This window comes from Paenibacillus soyae (assembly GCF_024623455.1).
Lineage (GTDB): Bacteria > Bacillota > Bacilli > Paenibacillales > Paenibacillaceae > Pristimantibacillus > Pristimantibacillus soyae.
This window is the reverse complement of sequence record NZ_JANIPJ010000032.1, coordinates 18,575-37,483: the sequence shown is the minus strand read 5'-3', so window position 1 is coordinate 37,483 and position 18,909 is coordinate 18,575. Positions and strand designations below refer to the sequence as shown.

Sequence of the window (18,909 nt, the reverse complement as noted above, 5' to 3'; positions counted from 1 at the left end):
AATAATTTCAGAATAAAGGATTTCCAATCCCAGTTATAGAAAACAATAAAGTTGAAACGCGATTATAGAGATAAATTGTGATCTGTAGTTGGGGGTTGTCGCTATGAGCTATTTTACGGAATCAACCTGGCAGGATTGGCTGAAAGACTCGATCGATATCGGCATCGTCAGCTATATTATTTATAAACTGATTCTGATCGTGCGCGGAACGCGCGCCGTGCAGCTGCTGAAAGGCATCTTCGTGCTGGTGGCGACATGGGCGATAAGTACGTGGTTTAACCTCTACACGCTCAAGTGGCTCATGAACCAGATGTTCACGTGGGGGATCGTGACGGTCATGATCATCTTCCAGCCGGAGCTGAGGAGGGCGCTGGAGCAGCTGGGACGGGGCGATCTGTTCTCCCGGGGCTCGAGCCTGGAGAGGAACGCGCTCAGCGAGCAGCTGGAGCATGTGATGCGCGCCGTTCAGCATATGTCCAAGCGGAAGATCGGGGCCCTCATCGTGTTCGAGCGGAAGACGGGCGTCAGCGAGATGATCGAATCGGGCATTTCGATGGAGTCGCGGATTACGTCGGAGCTGCTCATCAATATTTTTACGCCGAATACGCCGCTGCATGACGGAGCAGTTATTATTAGGGGCAGTCAAATCATGGCAGCCGGCTGTTATCTGCCGCTCTCGGAGAATCCGTTCATCAGCAAAGAGCTGGGTACGAGGCATCGGGCGGCGATCGGGGTGAGCGAGGTCAGCGACGCGTTGTCGGTCGTTGTCTCCGAAGAGACGGGGCAAGTGTCGTTGTCCATTAACGGCATGATCGTGCGGGATATTAACGAGGAATCGTTAATTTCGAAGCTGTTCGACGAGCTGACGCCGAAGGTAAGCAGCAAGGAGAAGGGCGTCCTGTCCTCGCTCTGGAAACGGAGGGGAGATTGACATGGATAAATGGCTAACTCATCCGACCGCGCTCAAAATCATCTCCGTTCTGCTAGGCGTGCTGCTATTCGCCGTGGTGCATATCGACCCGGAGACGACTCCTCAAGCAACGGTCTCCAGCGTCGATACGCAAGCTTTGGAAGCGGTCACGATCGAGCCGGTCGGATTGGATGAAGAGAAATACGTGCTTACGGCGATGGAGCCGACGGTGGTGAGAATTGTCGTCGAAGGCCCCATATCGAATCTGCGCAAAAATTCGCCGGCGGATTATGTCGTCCAAGTCGATTTGACGGGCGTCAAGCCGGGCCTTCAAGAGCTTCCGCTTTCGTTGAAGCTCCCGAGGGGCATACAGGAGGTCGAGCTGTCGCCAAGGAAGGTGACGGTACAGATCGAGGAAATCGTGAACAAGACCTTCGAAGCGCAGGTCATTACGGAAGGCGAGCCGGCTGAAGGGTATGTGGCGGGCACGCCGGCCATTCTGTCGGAGAACGGCAATACGGTGCAAGTAACGCTGCCAAGAGACGACATGAACAAGGTCGGCCTGGTCGCCGTGACGATGGATGTCGAAGGCGCGGAGAAGTCCATCGAGAACAAGAAGGCGAAAGTTGTCGTCTATGACACGGAAGGACAAGAAATTCCGAATGCGAAGGTCGAGCCCTCGACCTTGCATGTCGAGACGAAGGTCACGAGGCCGTTCAAGCTGGTGCCGGTCCAAGTCCGTTATTCCGGAAGCCTGTCGGATGACCTTAGCCTTGTGTCCGTGACGCCGGAGCTGGATATGGTGACGGTGTATGCCGAGCAGCAGCTGCTTGACGAGATTACCGTCTACGACGGCGTGGTTCTGGATCTGTCGAAGGTAAAGCAGTCTGGCATGATAAAGGTGAAGACGACGCCGGTCGACGGCATCGAAGCGGTTAATCCGGGAGAAATCGAGCTTGCGGTTATCGTCGAAGGGACCACGACCAAGACGCTTGCGAATCTGCCGATCAAGGTTATCGGCGCGGATTCGGGCAATACCGTCGAGCTGACAAGCCCGGCCAGCGGAACGATCGACCTGGTCATCGGCGGGGCCGAATCGGTGCTGAAGGACGTCACCGCGGAAGATGTGGCGGTCATTGCCAAGGTGGATGGACTCGCGCCAGGCGTGCACACGATTCCGCTTGAACTCGAGCTGCCACCGTATGTGCAGCTGGTTCTGGAAGGCGGTCAGTCGTTAAGCGCCACCGTGGAGATTACCGGTGGTTCGGTCATGTCCGAAGGGGATGAACAGCAAGAGGATATAGAAGCAGGCGGTGCCACACCTACTCCTCCGGGCGAAAGCAACGAAGGCGGCGGGAACGGCGGCAGCGAAGACGGGGTGCCTGATGTCGGAGCCGGTAATGGAAGCGGGAACAGCACGGCCGATGGCAGCCTGAACGAAGCTAAGCTGGCGGAGGATGTGCGAGGAGGAGTCGCAACTGCCGCCTAAATTCATACGTTATTCGTAACAGGTATCGCACTACAATGGGGATAAAGGAGCAAGTGTACAAATGGGGAAATATTTCGGAACAGACGGCGTCCGCGGGGTCGCGAATACAGGCTTGACGCCGGAGCTCGCTTACAAGATCGGCCGCTGCGGCGGCTATGAATTAACGAAGACGGCGACAGGCAAGCCGAAGGTCGTCATCGGCCTGGATACGCGGATCTCGGGCCCGATGCTGGAGGCGGCTCTTATCGCTGGTCTGACATCGATTGGCGCAGACGTCGTGCGTCTCGGCGTTGTATCGACGCCGGCCGTTGCTTATTTGACGAAGGAGCTTGGGGCTGACGCTGGCGTTATGATCTCCGCTTCCCATAACCCGGTCGAGGATAACGGCATTAAGTTCTTCGGAGGAGACGGCTTCAAGCTGTCGGACGAGACGGAGCTTGCGATTGAAGCGCTGATCGATGCCGAGAACGATGAGCTTCCGCGTCCCGTAGGCGGAGACATTGGCTCCGTAACGACGAACGAGAACGCGAAGAAGCAGTACTTAGCTTTTTTGAAAACAACGGTGAAAGGCCAATTCGCGGGTCTGAAAATCGTGCTCGACTGCGCTCACGGCGCAGCTTACGAGCTGGCGCCGGCGATCTTCCGCGAGCTGGGAGCGGATGTGACGACGGTTGGAGCGGAGCCTGACGGCCGCAACATTAACGCGGGTGTCGGATCGACGCATCCCGAATACTTGCGCGAGAAGGTGCTGGAGCTAGGCGCCGACCTCGGCCTTAGCTTCGACGGCGACGCCGACCGTCTGATCGCGATCGACGAGAAAGGCGAAGAGGTCGACGGCGACTTCATCCTCTGCATCATCGGCGACCGCTTGAAGCGGGAAGGCAAGCTGGCTCATGATACGGTCGTCACGACGGTTATGGCGAACATCGGCTTCTTCAAGGGCGCCGAGAAGATTGGCCTTAAGACGGCGCAGACGGCGGTCGGAGACCGTTATGTAATGGAAGAAATGCGTCGCGGCGGCTTCAACCTGGGCGGCGAGCAGTCCGGTCACGTGATCTTCCTCGACTATATCACGACTGGCGACGGCATTCTGACCGCGCTGCAGCTGGTGGATACCGTTGCGGAAGCGGGCAAGAAGCTGGGCGAGCTGAAGGGTCTCATGCGCAAATATCCGCAGAAGCTGGTGAACGTTCGCGTCGCGGACAAGAGCCTGTACAGCGGCAACGCCGCGATCGAAGCGGCCGTGAAGCAAGTGGAAGCCGAGCTAGGCGACAATGGCCGCGTGCTCGTGCGTCCTTCCGGCACCGAGTCCCTTATCCGCGTCATGGCGGAGGGGCCGGACAAGGATCAGGTCGAGGCTTATGTCGACCAGATCGCTAACGTGGTGAAACAAGAGCTGGGTTAATCGTTAACCCGTTCAAGAATAAAGAGCGGTTCCGGAGGACAGACGCGGGTGCGTTAGCGGCTCCGGAGCTGCTCTTTTTTTGATGGAAATGCGCAAAACATCCAACGTCAGCAGTGTTTGTTATAAAGAGAAAAATGACAGCTGTTGTCAGCTGTTGATCGCATTTTGCACGAGTTTGCGGGATTTTGAAAGGACGCGTCAATTTTCAATCATTTTCACAAAAGTGGTTGCGCCCATTCAGAGAAATGAATATAGTAGAGCATAGGATTCAAGAAGGAAAGCGAGGACAGAGGTTTTTTAAGGATTTACAAGCGCCAGAGCTTGCGTGATGAACGGTCGGATGAAGCCGCTTGAGCAGGGCAGACTATAGACGTTCATACGGGAAGCTGACGAGGTGAAGGTGTTCGAAACATTCGGCGGGGACCTTCCGGTATATGCGGCCAACCGAAAGCCGACACGGAAAACGATCGGGCGACCGATCCGACAAACGTGCGGCAGGCTGCCAGCAATCATACAACTGCTCCCATATGTCCAGGATGCCGCCTGAGGGGCCGGCACGGGCCAAGGGTTACATGCTTAGGGTTTCGAAGCGCACAGAGAGTGCAAGGCGCCACGGAGCGGCCTTCTCTTTGAGTCTGCGCATACGATATTTGATAATGTGACAACTTCATACTTGCCTGTGCCGCGCAAATGGTAATGGTCGGCATCCGGTTGACGGTCTGGGAAATATACCGTAACGGAGGCTATTTTATTATGTGTGGTATTGTCGGATATATTGGTAATCGCGATTCTCAGGATATTTTGCTGGAGGGTCTGAAGAAGCTGGAGTACCGCGGATACGACTCCGCAGGCATCGCCGTGTTCACGACGAACGGGCTTGAGATCAAGAAATCGAAGGGCCGTCTCGCCGTGCTCGAGGATAAGCTGAAGGGCGATCCGCTCGAAGGGTCGGTCGGCATCGGGCATACGCGCTGGGCGACACATGGCAAGCCGTCCGACGTGAACTCTCATCCGCATACGGACAATTCCATGAAGTTCTCCGTCGTGCATAACGGTATTGTCGAAAACTACTTGGAATTGAAGGAAGAGCTCATCGCGAAAGGCCGCGTATTCGTGTCGGAGACGGATACGGAGGTTATCTCGCATCTTGTCGCCGACGAATACGACGGCAACATTGTCGAAGCCGTGCAGCGCGCGGTGAAACGGATGCGCGGCGCGTTCGCGCTCGGCGTTCTGACCGAATACGAGCCGGAGAAGCTCGTTGCGGTTCGTTTTGCAAGCCCGCTCGTCATCGGCATCGGCCAAGGCGAGAACTTCATCGGGTCGGATATTCCCGCTATTTTGGAGCATACGCGGGATGTATATATTTTGAACGACGGCGAAATGGCCGTTTTGACACGTAATGGTGTCGAACTGATGACGACTGAGGGAGAAACTATTTCCAAGGAAATATTCCATGTCGATTGGGATATTGTTACAGCGGAGAAAGCCGGATTCGATCACTTCATGTTGAAAGAAATCTATGAGCAGCCTAAGGCTTACCGCGACACGATGCTCGGCAGAATGGCAGACGACGGTAAATCCGTTAATCTGAAAGAGCTGTCGATGTCGGCAGACTATATCAAGTCGATCCGCAAAGTGCATATCGTCGCTTGCGGCACCGCGTACCATGCCGGTCTTGTCGGCAAATCGGTGATCGAGTCGCTCGCGCGCATCCCTGTCGAGACGGATGTCGCTTCCGAATATCGCTACCGTTCGCCAATCATTACTCCTGACACGCTGGTTATCGTCGTGAGCCAATCCGGCGAAACAGCGGATACGCTGGCGGCGCTGCGCGAAGCGCAGAAGAACGGCGCGAAAGTGCTCGCCATCACGAACGTTGTAGGCAGCTCCGTTGCCCGTGAAGCGGACGATGTTATCGTCACTTGGGCAGGTCCTGAGATTGCCGTCGCTTCGACAAAAGCGTACACGTCGCAGCTCATCGCGTTCTATCTGTTCGGCCTTCATCTGGCAGGCGTGCTTGGCACGCAAGAGCAGGCGGAAGTGGAAGCCTTGATTGCAGGCCTGCACGCGCTGCCTGAGCAAGTCGAGAGCATCCTCGAGCAGGCTGCGGTTCTGAAGCAAGTCGCGGAATCGATGTCTCACCACAAGAGCTTGTTCTTCATCGGCCGCGGCGTAGACTACGCTGTCGCGCAAGAAGGTTCGTTGAAGCTGAAAGAGATCTCTTACATTCATTCCGAAGCTTACGCTGCGGGCGAGCTGAAGCACGGCACGCTTGCGTTAATCGAAGAGGGCATTCCGGTTATCGCTTTGGTAACGCAAGAAGCTCTCTACGAGAAGACGCTCAGCAACATCAAGGAAGTGAAGGCGCGCGGCGCCCACGTCCTCGCCGTAGCGAACAACGGCTCCGAAGAAGAAGTAGCCAAATCGGTCGACGAAATCCTCGCCATTCCGAAGACGCTGCCGATCCTGTCGCCTGCGCTTGCCGTCGTGCCGCTGCAGCTGCTGTCGTACTACGCGTCGCTGGCACTGGGTCACGATGTCGATAAGCCTCGTAACTTGGCGAAGTCGGTTACTGTAGAATAATAATAATGAAAAAGGTTGTCCTGATATTCAGGGCAACCTTTTTCATTAATTCAATTAATTATGTCACGAACAGTGAAAAGATACTTAGTGGGAAGGATAGTCAAATCATTGCAACTAACTACCCTATGACTAAAAAGGACCCTAAAGGTTCTTTTTGGGTTTATGAGCTTTAAAGAAGGAAAGAGTATTGTCGTATTTTACACGTGCAGCCCAATTATTTATGGGTTTTCCGTGATCTTGAAAGCGATCTCTCAAATGTCCTTTATGATAGTTCTTCAATTCATCCGCATTACACCAATTTATAACGAAGTTCTTATCTACCGTACCGGATTTCTTTGGCACCTCATATTCAACAATAAACTTAAAATCAATAAGTGCATTAAACCACTCAATATCTTCCTTGAGAATTTCTATACATTGATTGCTTATGATGCAGCCTGACCATTGTTGATTTTCCTCTAATTCATAAGCCTTAGTTAATCCTAATCCAATAACATTCATATGGCCAGCGTTATTATTCCTTACAGCAAGTTGGCCAGTAGCGATACCACCACGTAATGGCATTCCATTCTTTAAAAAACTTACCATTAAGTCTCGTACAGAAGTTATTAGAAAGAACATCGAAAGTGCATCATTTCCATCTACCCAAAGTATGATACTATCGGAGAGATTAAGATAATTAATATTTGAATAATTAAGATTGGGATTAACTTCTCGAATTTTATTGATTGCATCCATATTGCGAGATATCTTCATATCGTAAATTCGCATCATTCGTTCATGCGATTGGGATTGAATCATTTGACGAAATCCCAAAATGTCTAAAAATGCTATTGTTGAATTTTTGCTTATGGAGTTTTCCATAACGTCCTCCTTCACTTTTCTTGAAAAACTTGAGAAGTAAACAACCTAATGGAATTTAATGTATCATAGAATACCTAAAGGAGAAAGGATTTAGTTTCTGACGTTCTTTTTCACTGGAAAACTAACACTAGTGGACACATACATTCTTATTTTCAACATTATCACTTGTTAGGGTAGCCGAAGAATTATCTAAATTAGTTCCACGCACGTAGCTTTTTGAGCCGACGGAAATTCTCGTCGTTTTTTTTGTTGAAAATAATACGTATGAAGGATTCCTAATTAAAAGAATGAATTATAGTATTGGGTGGTTATGAAAAATGGAAACCATGGGGATATGAAGTGAGTGGGAAGAAATGGAGAAGAGCAGGAGAGTAGATGGCATATTTAATAACTGGAGAATCAATAGTGTTGCTCATTGAATTAAATATTAATTTAAACTTTTACAATCTGATTCACAAAGTACTTGGGGTTGGATCGTTCAATCAATGAAGAACCAGACGGCCATTCCGAAAGGGACCCTTAAGCCCAACTACGTTTATGTACCTGGATTAGAGTTATCCTGGAGAGAGTAGGACGCCGTGCAATAATCTAAAGGGACTGCAGAAGGTGGTCTCTTTTAGAATTTAGACAGTCATCATGTTCAGCCAATGCTAAGTTTAGTAAATAATAAAATCAGATTCCAGCGAAGTTGGAGGAGTAATTTTTATGAGCACTGCTACGATTCATGCCGCAGAATATCCAATTGAAAAAGTGTTAAGTGACGATTATGTGTTTACTATTCCGAAATACCAACGACCGTACTCTTGGACGACGGAGCAGGCGGAGTTGTTATATGACGATCTATTGCTTACCTTGCAACAGTCAACAGGAAGTGTGGATACTTTAAATCCTTACTTCCTTGGAAGTATCGTCCTTATCAAAGGAGATAACCCTGAAGCAGAGGTAGTAGACGGCCAACAAAGGTTAACGACATTGACAATATTGCTTGCAGTGCTACGTGAAATGGTGCCATCTGATGTTGCGACCAATTTTACGGCTTTCCTATATGAGAAAGGAAATATGCTTAAAGGTACTCAAGACCGCTATCGTTTAACGTTACGTGAGCGTGATGCTGATTTCTTTAGAACAAATATTCAGAATGAAAAAGGGATAAATAATCTGAAAGGTTTGCAAACAAGTGTTACATCGAGTCAGAGAAATATTAGAGAAAATGCGCTGCTCTTTGCTGCAAAAATCGAAGAGCTAGGTGAGTCAGAACGTATTCGTTTAGCGATGTTTATTATTAAACGATGTTTCCTAGTTGTTGTACGAACCCCCGATTTTGATTCGGCATATCGAATTTTTTCAGTACTAAATGATCGTGGTTTGGATCTGACTCATTCAGACATATTAAAAGCGGAAGTAATAGGTAACATACCTGCAGCGAAACAAGATACATATACAGAAAAATGGGAAGAAGCAGAAGACGAACTAGGTCGTGAAGAGTTTAAGGAGTTATTTGGTCATATCCGAATGATATTTAGAAAAAGAAAACTTGAAAAATCGGTTTTAGAAGAAGTCAGGAAGTACGTAAACCCTACTAAAGATCCAGAGAGATTTATGGACAAGGTTTTGATACCAATGGCGAATGCAATGAAGGATATAACATCACTAGGTTATGAAAGTAGTACGTTTGCAGAAGAAATTAATCGAATGTTTAAATTATTGCAGCGAGTGGACAATTCAGACTGGATGCCACCGGCAATATTATATATGTCCATGTACCATAACAATCCTGCAGAACTTTTGAAGTTTTTGAGTAAACTTGAAAGGTTAGCTATGGGGCTGCTTATACTGCGGGCAAATGTTAACGAACGATTAGAACGATACGGTCAGTTACTTGAACTTATTGAAAGCAACTTAACGGGTCTATATAGCTCAAATTCTCCCTTAGATTTAACTGACAATGAGAAGAAGGATATCATTGCTACCCTTGATGGCCCATTCTATCCGATTACCAAAATTCGTCTACCAGTCATGTTACGTTTAGACGAGGAGCTATCAGGTGGGAACGCCAGTTATAATTATAAAGTGTTATCAGTTGAGCATGTATTACCACAGAATCCAAAGTTAAATAGCCAATGGATGAGTTGGTACCCAGACCAGACTTTACGTGAAGCGACAGTTCATCGAATTGGTAATTTGGCGTTGCTTTCACGTGCTAAGAACTCCCAGGCAGGAAATTTGGATTTTGATCGGAAAAAGCAAGAATACTTTGTTAAAAAAGGTATCAGTCCATTTGCAATTACGACTCAGGTGTTGCAAGAAAAAGAATGGTCATATGATATACTGCAAAAACGACAAAAAAGCTTACTAGATAAGCTAATTCATGTTTGGGATTTACAATAGGAGATATTACGACTTATACAATAGCAACGCCACCTATTCTGCTGAGAATAGGTGGTTTTTTTATGATATTGGAGACATATGTCGAATAATCTCTCAATTCCGTTTATAATAAGTAGAGCCTAATTATTTATAGAGCTATACGCTTTCTAGAAGAGTCGATAAACTCGCAGGTATGCGATTTTGATCTTGATACGAAGGGACGAATTGCTAGTATGTCATCATTTCATTTCTTAGAGCAGATCCATGATAGATTGGCAACTTTGACTAAGAATGCTGAGCAGACATTATGGAGCAATCCGCGCTCTACACTTGTTGGTGCACGCCTATTTGGAGAAGAACTGGCGACCTATGTATCGAAAGAAGAAAGAATCGAGCCAGTCTATTCGATAAAGCAAGTAGAACGATTACAAAAGCTGTCCCAACAAGAAGTTATTTCGAATGAAATTCGCAGCAGCTTCGAGTGGCTACGAATGAACGGTAATGCGGCAGCACATGATCCCAAAGAAGTTCCTATCGATCTGGCTCTAACTGCTCATCGTCAAATGTTCGAATTAGCGAGTTGGTTTGCTGAAGTTTACGGACCGCTCAGTATTGAGATACCTGCATATGCAATGCCAACATTCACAATGGAGTCGGACAATAAAGAAAAATCTGAATCAAAAGGAAGCACTAATGATATCGTCATTAGTGAACAATTTCAGAAGCTATTGAATGAACAATTAGAGAGCAAGCTCCTTCCTACATTGGACGAGAAGTTTCGCGATCTACAGGAAAGTTTCATTCGAATAGCTGGTAATCTCGAAAAATGGTCAAAAGGTGCTGAGAAGCCTATAAACTCTGAAACGAAAGTTGAAGTCCAATCAGAAGGACAACAAGAGCCAGAAGTTTATCGGGACGATGAGGAGCCTTCACCATCAATTACAGATCAAGCAGGTATGGAGATTGCAGACTTTTTAATGGCTAAATCATTTGAAGTGCTAGATAAAAGGGGAAACAATGGAGCCCTCTGGGTAATGGGGGGATGGGAGCATAAAGATTTTTTGTTTAGCCTAAAGTCGTTAGGTTTTTATTTCCGTTTTGCCCGTAATGGTAGCCAGTCAACAAAGCGTAAGCCAGCCTGGTTCTTAACGGGGAAAGATTCGTCAGAACTTAGAATGATAGGACCTAATTTCCCCACTAATGGTCAAACAACACCTATTATCCAGGATGCCGAAAATGAAATTGCCGTCACGGTTGAAGAAGTGGAGATCATATCTCCTAAAGAAACGAATTTGGCTGTTGAGGTTACAAGCGCGTCAACGGTCGTAAATTCAGAAGAACCAACGGATAATGTAATTCCCCCTGAAGCTTTGCGAGCTGTTTCTATGGAGGCTTATGCTCCTAGTCGGCTAAGCGATATTGCTAGTAAATTAGGAGTTAATGTTTTCCAGGATTGGCGTGAAGAGAAGCTTCAAGAGTTGTATCGCAGCCAACCTAAACTGCTACACGATGTGCTTGTTCAATTATGGTTTTTCGGATTCCGATTTGAGGGGGAGCTCAGCAGATTCATTAAGCTGGAGCCACATGTAGCAAGAGAAGAGTTGTCCGGGTTAAGCGATGCGGAGTTGAAGGACATGCTTCCAATCGATGTCGTCCGCTTGCTAGAACGATATGGCATAAGACGAGCTAGTCAGCTAAATGGCATTCCGTTGCGTTCATTGGAATGGCTGCTTCGATCCAGATATGACGATGTCATGAGCATCATTGAACAACATAAAGTGTCCGCACATTCGACCCCCGATGATCAGAGGCATGAAAATCCTATCCAGAGTGATTTGCCTAAAGTCATTCGATTCAAAGACGCAGAGGTTGTTTGTGCGGAACCCATTGCTGGTATGTTAATATCTCGATTGCCGATTAGCGGATGTAATGCCCTAATGAATGGTCTAATTATGCTGAAGAAGGATTACGTAGTGGCGGACTTGCCGAGTGATCTTTCGATACTGGCGCAATTAATTAAAGGTGTCGGCGAACGTGCAATTGAAAAGTTTTTTGTGCAGCTTAAACCTATTGCGGAGGGGAATGTAACGCCCTTAATCGGTAGCGAGCCATTCGCATCCGTCACGGAAGAGGATTTGCAGATCAAAGTTAGCGATTGCGGTGAGATAAGATGGAATAATTTAATGTTGCCTCTTGATGAATCAGATCTGGATATGCCGCTAGAACCAGAGTTCTACTCTAAGTGTGCTAAACTGATTGAAGCGCTCCATGGAGATGGGATAACGAAGCTAGGGGATCTTCCGGCTTACCTTGTTGAGCTGAAACGTTTCTCAGGTGTTGGAGTTACGGCAATCGATAAGTTTGTTGTTCAGTTGCAAATTCGTTTAGAGCATTATAGAAGTAAACTTGCAATTCAACAGAAATGGGTCTCCATGACTCCTCGAGAACGCATTGATTATTCATTTAATCAGTTGTTCGAAAAGTGGGGGAGAATGTGGACGGATGAAGCTATATCAAGTAACCGTAATATGGCCTTAATGTATTTTCGGTGGAGCGAGAGCAGGGAAGGGCAGAAGATAACGCTAGAGCAAACTGGGAATGTTTATAATTTGACAAGAGAAAGAGTTAGGCAAATAATTCGCAATGTGAACGGCTCGCTGCAACCGGATCTTATCGATGTGTCTAGGGCCCTCAAGGAAGCTTGTGCATTACAAAATGATTTCTGCTTCTTTAAGTTAAATGTAAGTGATGTCTTCTTTCATGAATTGGCCGTAGAGGCTCTTGAATATTCCGGGCTAACTTATGTCGAGGAACATGGTTGGTGGACTATATGGGAGCAAGAGAGGCTTCAAAATGTTGTGGAAGAGATGAAGCAGCATTTGCTATCTGTGCTCAAAGGGAAACTTGTCACCCAAGAGGAAATTCGAGGCGAACTTGATCATATAGCTTCCGAACTTGCTGTGCCATCGGATTTTAAAGTGGATGTAACGAACGATTTGTTCAACATGACTGTAGATGGCTACTATTATTTGAAAAATGCTAAGAAGCATGATTTAGTCGAAATGGTATTCCGACAATATCCGAATGGGATAGAAATCTACAAACGTGCCGGAGAATTACTCGAAAAAGCTAATCGCATAAAACCGGATACTTTTGAGAAAGATCGCGATTTCACTTCTGTAGTTGGAAGGGATGAGTTTGCCGATCGAGCTTATTTATGGGGGAGAGGGCTTTATATTCACTCTTCGTTCGTATCGTCTCGGCCGGAATTAATCGAGAAAATATCAAATAAAGCATTGCAGCTATTGGAACAGCGCAGCCCTATATCGGTTGGAAGACTCTATCAATTATTCAGTTCCGAGTTGATGGAATCCGACATACCTAACGAGTATGCATTATACACTATGCTTCGGAAGGAAGGATCCGATCAACTGGCTCCTCTGAAGTTTCCGCATATTTGGCATAAGGACGATGCTTTCCAACTGACGAATGGCGAATTAATTAAGATGTTTATTCGCGAGCAGCAAGCAGCGCAAACTTTGGAGAGTCTGCGCGATGAATTTGTCATCAAGAGGGGGTGGAAGGAATTTACCTTGACCTTCTCCATTACGACGGATGCAGATTTTGTGAATGAAGATTTGGGGGTAATTGGCCTAAGAGAGTTTTATCCTCTGCTTGGAAGCGATCTCGAGATAATTAATGATAAGCTCTCGGTAATGTTGCAGCAATGGGGCGTCATTCATATTAGCAAGTTATTTGAGGAGTGTGAAGCCGATTGTCAAAGACTTGGAATCCGGACAACCTATTTGTTATACGATCTGTTGCAAGGGCAGGAACAATCTAAGTTCCGATTTGTTAGATACCCGTTGATTTCCTCAGCAGACCAGCCCATTGAGGAGGTTACGCTTCAGTCCATCATCGAACAATTCATACTGGAACAGGAGGCGGAAGTACCTCGTGAACTTGTCTTTCAATGGGTAACGGAGGAAGTAGGAGCGACAGAGACGACGCTTGATAGTGTCCTATCCCGAAGTAAATTGATATATTATTATTCTTACGGACAGTTCGGCGAGTATATCCATCGAGGACATTTAGGATGGACAGAAGATCAGGAATCCGATGTCGTTAATCTTATTGAAAGATTAATTACGGCAAAGCAGGAAGATAAGTATGGCTACGTTAAAGCAGATGAAGTGCTTCTAACTGACCAATTACCTATATTGAAGAACGCTCTACCATGGACTTTAGACTTGGTTGTTGACTATGTGAGGAAGAGCGGAAAATTCCGTCAACTTGGCTCTTACGATGAAATCATAGTATCTATTCAGAATGAGCGAGTACAGAATGAGACGGATTGGATTGCTTATGTACTGGAAACGGAGTTTAATGGCAATTCATTAACGAAAGACTTCCAGCAACGACTCGCAGAGCTACGTTATTCTAGCGATGGCAGATTTTTGATTGAAACGCTGAATCTTCTTGAGCGTGCTCAAGCTCCGTTCTTTATTAGTGGTGAACGGATCCAGTTAAAGCAGTAAAGGAAAGTGTAAAAAGTCAGTGAAGATACGATTTAAACGAAATGACTTCCTTTCGGGGAAGTCATTTTTTGTTTTTGATTTCAAATGATTTATAATTAGATATTGTAATATCAAAATATAGTGTGGTATTATTCGTATGAGGCGTTAAGAAGGAGGACTTCAGATGGGCAAGAGTATTCGCGAAGTACAGCAAGTGTTTGAACATACATTTCCTGATAAACAGACGATTTCTTTTGCCGAGGCGAAGACCCTTCTGCAAACCTTATCCGATGAGCAACTGGAGAGCGATGACATTGAGATGTTTCTCGAGATTATGGGATACCAGAATATTCTACATAGTGACTCAGGCCAACCCAAGCAAGTAGATGAAGAACCAACTATAGATGACATCTTGAATATGGAATGGAAGCCAGTCTCCGAACCGAAAATGATGGAGGGCTCATCCAGTCAGGGTGATTATTCAAGGAACACGTTCTTATTGAAAGAGTACCATGAGTCTCGGAATAACCAAGAATTCGAACAACTGGTTGTCGATAATATGAAGCTTGTTCAAAAGCTGGCTTCCAAGTATATAAGATATGCCAATCACCAACATACCTACGATGACCTTGTATCAGAAGGAACGATTGGGTTAATGGACGCGATTAGGAAGTTTGATGTGAACAAGGATGTTCAATTCTCGACCTATGCCGTTTGGTGGATAAGGCAGCGTATCATACGCGCTATCGTGGATACGGGAACATTGATACGAGTACCGGTACATATGTTTGAACTCATCCAGAAGATCCGGCGGGAGGAACAGGCTTACGAAGTAGAGGATAGCATCCCTGACAGGCAGGCCGTTATCGCGAAGCTTGGCATTACTGCATCTCAGTACGAGCGAGCCAAGATCGTTGAACATCAGGTACTAGGTCTGACTTCCACCGAACAGGATGTATCGGAGGATGGCCAAGATTCGGAACTAAATCAGTTCATCAGTCTGGAGACGCATCGATTGTTAAGCGAGTACAGCAAGATTTATTTTGATCCTGCCCTCTTAGCAGAGCAGCATGACTTGAAGAAGCTGCTTCAAGATATGATAAACACTCATCTCAAACCACGGGAGCAAGAGGTTATCCGGGAACGATTCGGATTCCGTGATCACAGACCGAAGACACTCGAGAAGGTTGGGGAGCAGTTCGGGGTAACGCGAGAAAGGATTAGACAGATTGAAGCGAGTGCTTTGAGGAAATTAGCAAGTAAAATGAGAAAAGGAGCAAGCCGTGAGGACTATTACTGGCCAGAACCAATGGGAGGTTAACAGGATGAATAATTATAATAGAATCGAACAAGATCTCGAGCGATTGAAGCAGGAATCCAACCAAAAGGTGCTTTTCGTATTCAAAGGGTTTTCGTCCACTTTTTTTGAATCGATGCCATTACGTAAGCTTATCCCTCATTCGGTTACAATGGCGATTCATGACCTTGATCAAGCCAAAGCGTCCATTCTGCCGGAGATGTTCCAAGCGCTCCAGCAAATCGATCAGGCTGCTTGGTGCACCTATGAAGAATATCTCGTCATTGGGAAAGAAGTGCTGTCGCTGTACTTCTCCATAGTGATCTATGAAAACAATGTTTATCACCGTACGTTCCCTTGTTTGTATAGTATATCTGCTTCGGAGAGATTGTTTGCCACCTACTTCGAGGACGAGAATTCAACCGAAGAGCCGGAGCAGGATCCAGAATTTGAAGTTTTCCAGAAATATTACGGCGCATTAAAGAAGATCGATAATAACTGGTTTGTTGTATACGCGGACTCCGAACCGGCGATGGATTATTATCCAATTCCAGATCGTGTACTTCCAGAGCGAAAGTTGGCGAGTGATGAGACAGCTGATCTAGAACTGGTAGAAGAAAACGATGTACTGGTTGGACTGGCCGTGCGATTATTATCGAATACAGCAACCGGGCGACAAGAAATTCGGATCTCTTACACAGGAGATCTAGGTTTGTCTATTCATCGCTACCGCGAGCGAATTCAACTTTTGCAAAGCCTTCTCCCAGATTTTACATTCGTACTGGTTACCAAGACGACAGCGCTTGTACCGCAATTACATGAGACAGAATATTTGCGCGTACTCGAGAAGTACTGGAACTATTCCAGTTTTCGGGATTTGCGAATGTATAAGGATATTCACGATCCTGAATTTAAGAAGGAAACGGTCCATATTCCGCAAAGCCAGGTGATAGACAGCATTGTGCAGCAGGCAACATTAGCACATCAGGGACACAGCTATCGTGACATCTTCGTGACTTCGCCCACTGGAGCGGGGAAATCGGTTATGTTCCAAGTGCCGGCTATTTACCTCGCTGAGAAGTATGGTCTAATGACCATAGTTATCTCTCCGTTAATCGGATTGATGACGGATCAGGTGCAGGGGCTGATGGATCGAAATGTGCATATGTCCGCAACCATTAATTCGGAGATTACACCGGTTGAGAAGATGGGCATCATTGAACGAATTCAGTCAAGAGAAGTTTCCATTCTCTATATTTCACCGGAGACACTCCTGAGCCGATCCGATATTGCGCAATTAATCGGCGATCGTGAGGTAGGACTGTTCGTTATCGATGAAGCGCATATTGTTACGACGTGGGGCAAAGCATTTCGTTCGGACTATTGGTATTTGGGGAGTTACCTCCAGCGCCTGCGTAAGAAAGATATGCAGTTCCCAGTGGCGACCTTTACTGCAACAGCAATCTATGGCGGAGTAGAGGATATGTACGCCGAAACCAGAGACAGCTTGAATCTGATTAATCCCATTAGCTACTTTGGTTATGTGAAGCGGGATGACTTGGAGGTTCGCATTAAGAAATCCAATCAGTCGAAGGAGAGATTCAAGGAATATCTGGAGGACAAATTCAGGGTGCTTGTGTTCAGATTGGAACAGTACCTGGCCAAAGGCGAAAAAACGCTTGTGTATTTCCCAACCGTCGGATTAATTAATCAGTTTAACGAATTTACCAAAATCTATGCAAGCGAGCGATTGCGTCAGCATCTTACTGCTTATTACGGTCCTCTCTCGAAAGATCTTAAGCACGCAAACTACAAAAGGTTCAAGGATGGCGAATCATTGGTTATGCTTGCAACTAAAGCGTTCGGGATGGGCATCGATCTGCCTGATATTATGAACGTTTATCACTTCGCCCCGACTGGGAATGTGTGTGACTATGTCCAGGAGATTGGCCGCGCTGCAAGGGCGCTGGAGCGAGGGTATGCTTATTTTGATTTCTTGCCCAAGGACTTCGTTCATGTCAATCGACTGCATGGCATCTCGACAATCCGCAAGCAGCAGTTAGTTCAAGTGATGGCGAAGATTGTACAACTTATTAATGAAAATAAGCACAGCAGCAACGTGCGTCATCTACTGGTCAATGCTGAGGAATTCCGTTATATATTCCAGCAAGGTTCGGAAGCGAGTGAGGAAGTCGACAACAAACTGAAGACAGCGTTACTCATTCTCGAGAAAGATTTTAAGGCGAAAATGGGATACTCGCCGATTATTGCCCGTCCGAGAAGCGTGTTTGCGAATGAGTATTTTATGATTCAACATGATCAGGAGCAACAGATTCTGGAGCGATTCGGCCAATACTTCAAGAAGATTGCTAATGGACATCGTACGGCGTATGGCAATATCTATTCCTGCGATATGAAGAGCTTGTGGGAAACACGGTTTCAGCGTTTATCTTTCCCTCAATTTAAATATAAATTCCATTCGAAAGACGATGAGCTGGGTTTGCCGTTCCTAAGTCATCTGCTACCTGTCCTGCAACTGGAGCTTGCACTTAAATCGTTACATCGCGATCAGTTCACCAATGAGTTGAATCATCAATTAGAACAGATTGCGGAAATATTCGGTGGATACGCTAAGGAGAGGAGCTTCTTCTCCATCCCGGAGCTTGCGGCAGAGTTGAAGAAGAGGATGAAGGGGGATAAGTATTATTGCGAGAACCTGGCTTCTATCCTAATCCATAGCGCGAATCAGTATGATCGGATTATGCAGAAACATTCTAACTTCTATCAGCGATTCATGAAGTACAACGAATCGAAAGATCAATATTCGATTCAGAACAGTGGGTATTCGGGGTTCTTAGATTGGGTCAAGATTGAGTGGAGGCAAATTCTCAGTCAAGGGCAGCAGGCAAACACGGATCCAAGCTACGTTTCGTTGTTTCTGCCGAAGGTGAACCCGGAGAAAGTAGAGAAAACCTTCATTCTTCTTGGTATACTAGAAGCTCTGGGGAACATGATCTATCGCGTGAATGGCGGAGATAATCCCGAAATATTTATTCGCATTAACTCCCGAATGCAGATTGAACGCAGCATTCAAAATCCGGCGAAGTATACCAATTATATACTCGAAAACGTAAAAGAAAGGCATTACCTATCCGTGGCGATGTTAACTCATTTGTTCGAGAATGAAGTGGAGAACGACCGATTCTGGGAGTATATCGAAGATTATTTCTTGGGACGCATCCCGGATGAAGTATTGGCGAAAACCGGGAATACCAGGTCCTAGGTTCATCCTTGATGAAGCATGTGGAGTTAGAAAGAAGGTGAATAAGTGATCGAACAGTTTTGGAATTTATGCTTGCTTCACGAGATCCATTCCAGGGATCAACTGTTGCGGGAGGCGATACGGGTGAATCGCACCAGGCAATCGATTGAGCGGCATATGACTATCCAGTGGGAACAGGAGGCAAGCGCAGA

9 protein-coding genes are annotated in these 18,909 nt (G+C 46.6%); 8 read left to right on the top strand and 1 reads right to left on the bottom strand.

Annotation, left to right across the window (positions count from 1 at the left end; translation table 11 throughout):
* Positions 1 to 103 precede the first annotated feature (103 nt).
* The 4 genes from cdaA to glmS all read left to right on the top strand — a co-directional run bounded on the left by cdaA (position 104) and on the right by glmS (position 6,390).
* On the top strand, positions 104 to 931 hold the full coding sequence (gene cdaA / locus NQZ67_RS27960) for a diadenylate cyclase CdaA (RefSeq protein WP_257452491.1): 828 nt from the start codon (positions 104 to 106) through the stop codon (positions 929 to 931).
* Position 932: 1 nt separating this feature from the next.
* Positions 933 to 2,399: a CdaR family protein gene (locus NQZ67_RS27955; protein WP_257452489.1), complete on the top strand. Its 1,467-nt coding sequence runs from the start codon at positions 933 to 935 to the stop codon at positions 2,397 to 2,399.
* Positions 2,400 to 2,460: 61 nt separating this feature from the next.
* Complete coding sequence (glmM, locus tag NQZ67_RS27950; RefSeq protein ID WP_257452487.1) at positions 2,461 to 3,804, top strand: phosphoglucosamine mutase; 1,344 nt, start codon at positions 2,461 to 2,463, stop codon at positions 3,802 to 3,804.
* Positions 3,805 to 4,557: 753 nt separating this feature from the next.
* Positions 4,558 to 6,390 (top strand): glutamine--fructose-6-phosphate transaminase (isomerizing), encoded by a 1,833-nt coding sequence (gene glmS / locus NQZ67_RS27945; RefSeq protein WP_257452485.1) that lies wholly within the window; start codon positions 4,558 to 4,560, stop codon positions 6,388 to 6,390.
* Between the two features lie 141 nt (positions 6,391 to 6,531).
* Here glmS and NQZ67_RS27940 read toward each other — a convergent pair whose 3' ends face one another.
* Positions 6,532 to 7,254 carry a hypothetical protein gene (locus NQZ67_RS27940; protein WP_257452483.1) on the bottom strand — a complete coding sequence of 241 codons (723 nt, stop codon included), beginning with the start codon at positions 7,252 to 7,254 and terminating at the stop codon, positions 6,532 to 6,534.
* 705 nt (positions 7,255 to 7,959) lie between these two features.
* Here NQZ67_RS27940 and NQZ67_RS27935 point away from each other — a divergent pair.
* From NQZ67_RS27935 to NQZ67_RS27920, 4 genes are all read left to right on the top strand, one after another.
* Positions 7,960 to 9,642 carry a DUF262 domain-containing protein gene (locus tag NQZ67_RS27935; protein ID WP_257452480.1) on the top strand — a complete coding sequence of 561 codons (1,683 nt, stop codon included), beginning with the start codon at positions 7,960 to 7,962 and terminating at the stop codon, positions 9,640 to 9,642.
* 212 nt (positions 9,643 to 9,854) lie between these two features.
* Positions 9,855 to 14,159 (top strand): DUF4145 domain-containing protein, encoded by a 4,305-nt coding sequence (locus NQZ67_RS27930; RefSeq protein WP_257452478.1) that lies wholly within the window; start codon positions 9,855 to 9,857, stop codon positions 14,157 to 14,159.
* 163 nt (positions 14,160 to 14,322) lie between these two features.
* Positions 14,323 to 15,459, top strand: a complete 1,137-nt coding sequence (locus tag NQZ67_RS27925) for a sigma-70 family RNA polymerase sigma factor (protein ID WP_257452475.1) — start codon at positions 14,323 to 14,325, stop codon at positions 15,457 to 15,459.
* A gap of 4 nt (positions 15,460 to 15,463) precedes the next feature.
* Complete coding sequence (locus NQZ67_RS27920; protein WP_257452473.1) at positions 15,464 to 18,718, top strand: DEAD/DEAH box helicase; 3,255 nt, start codon at positions 15,464 to 15,466, stop codon at positions 18,716 to 18,718.
* The last annotated feature ends 191 nt before the right edge of the window (positions 18,719 to 18,909 follow it).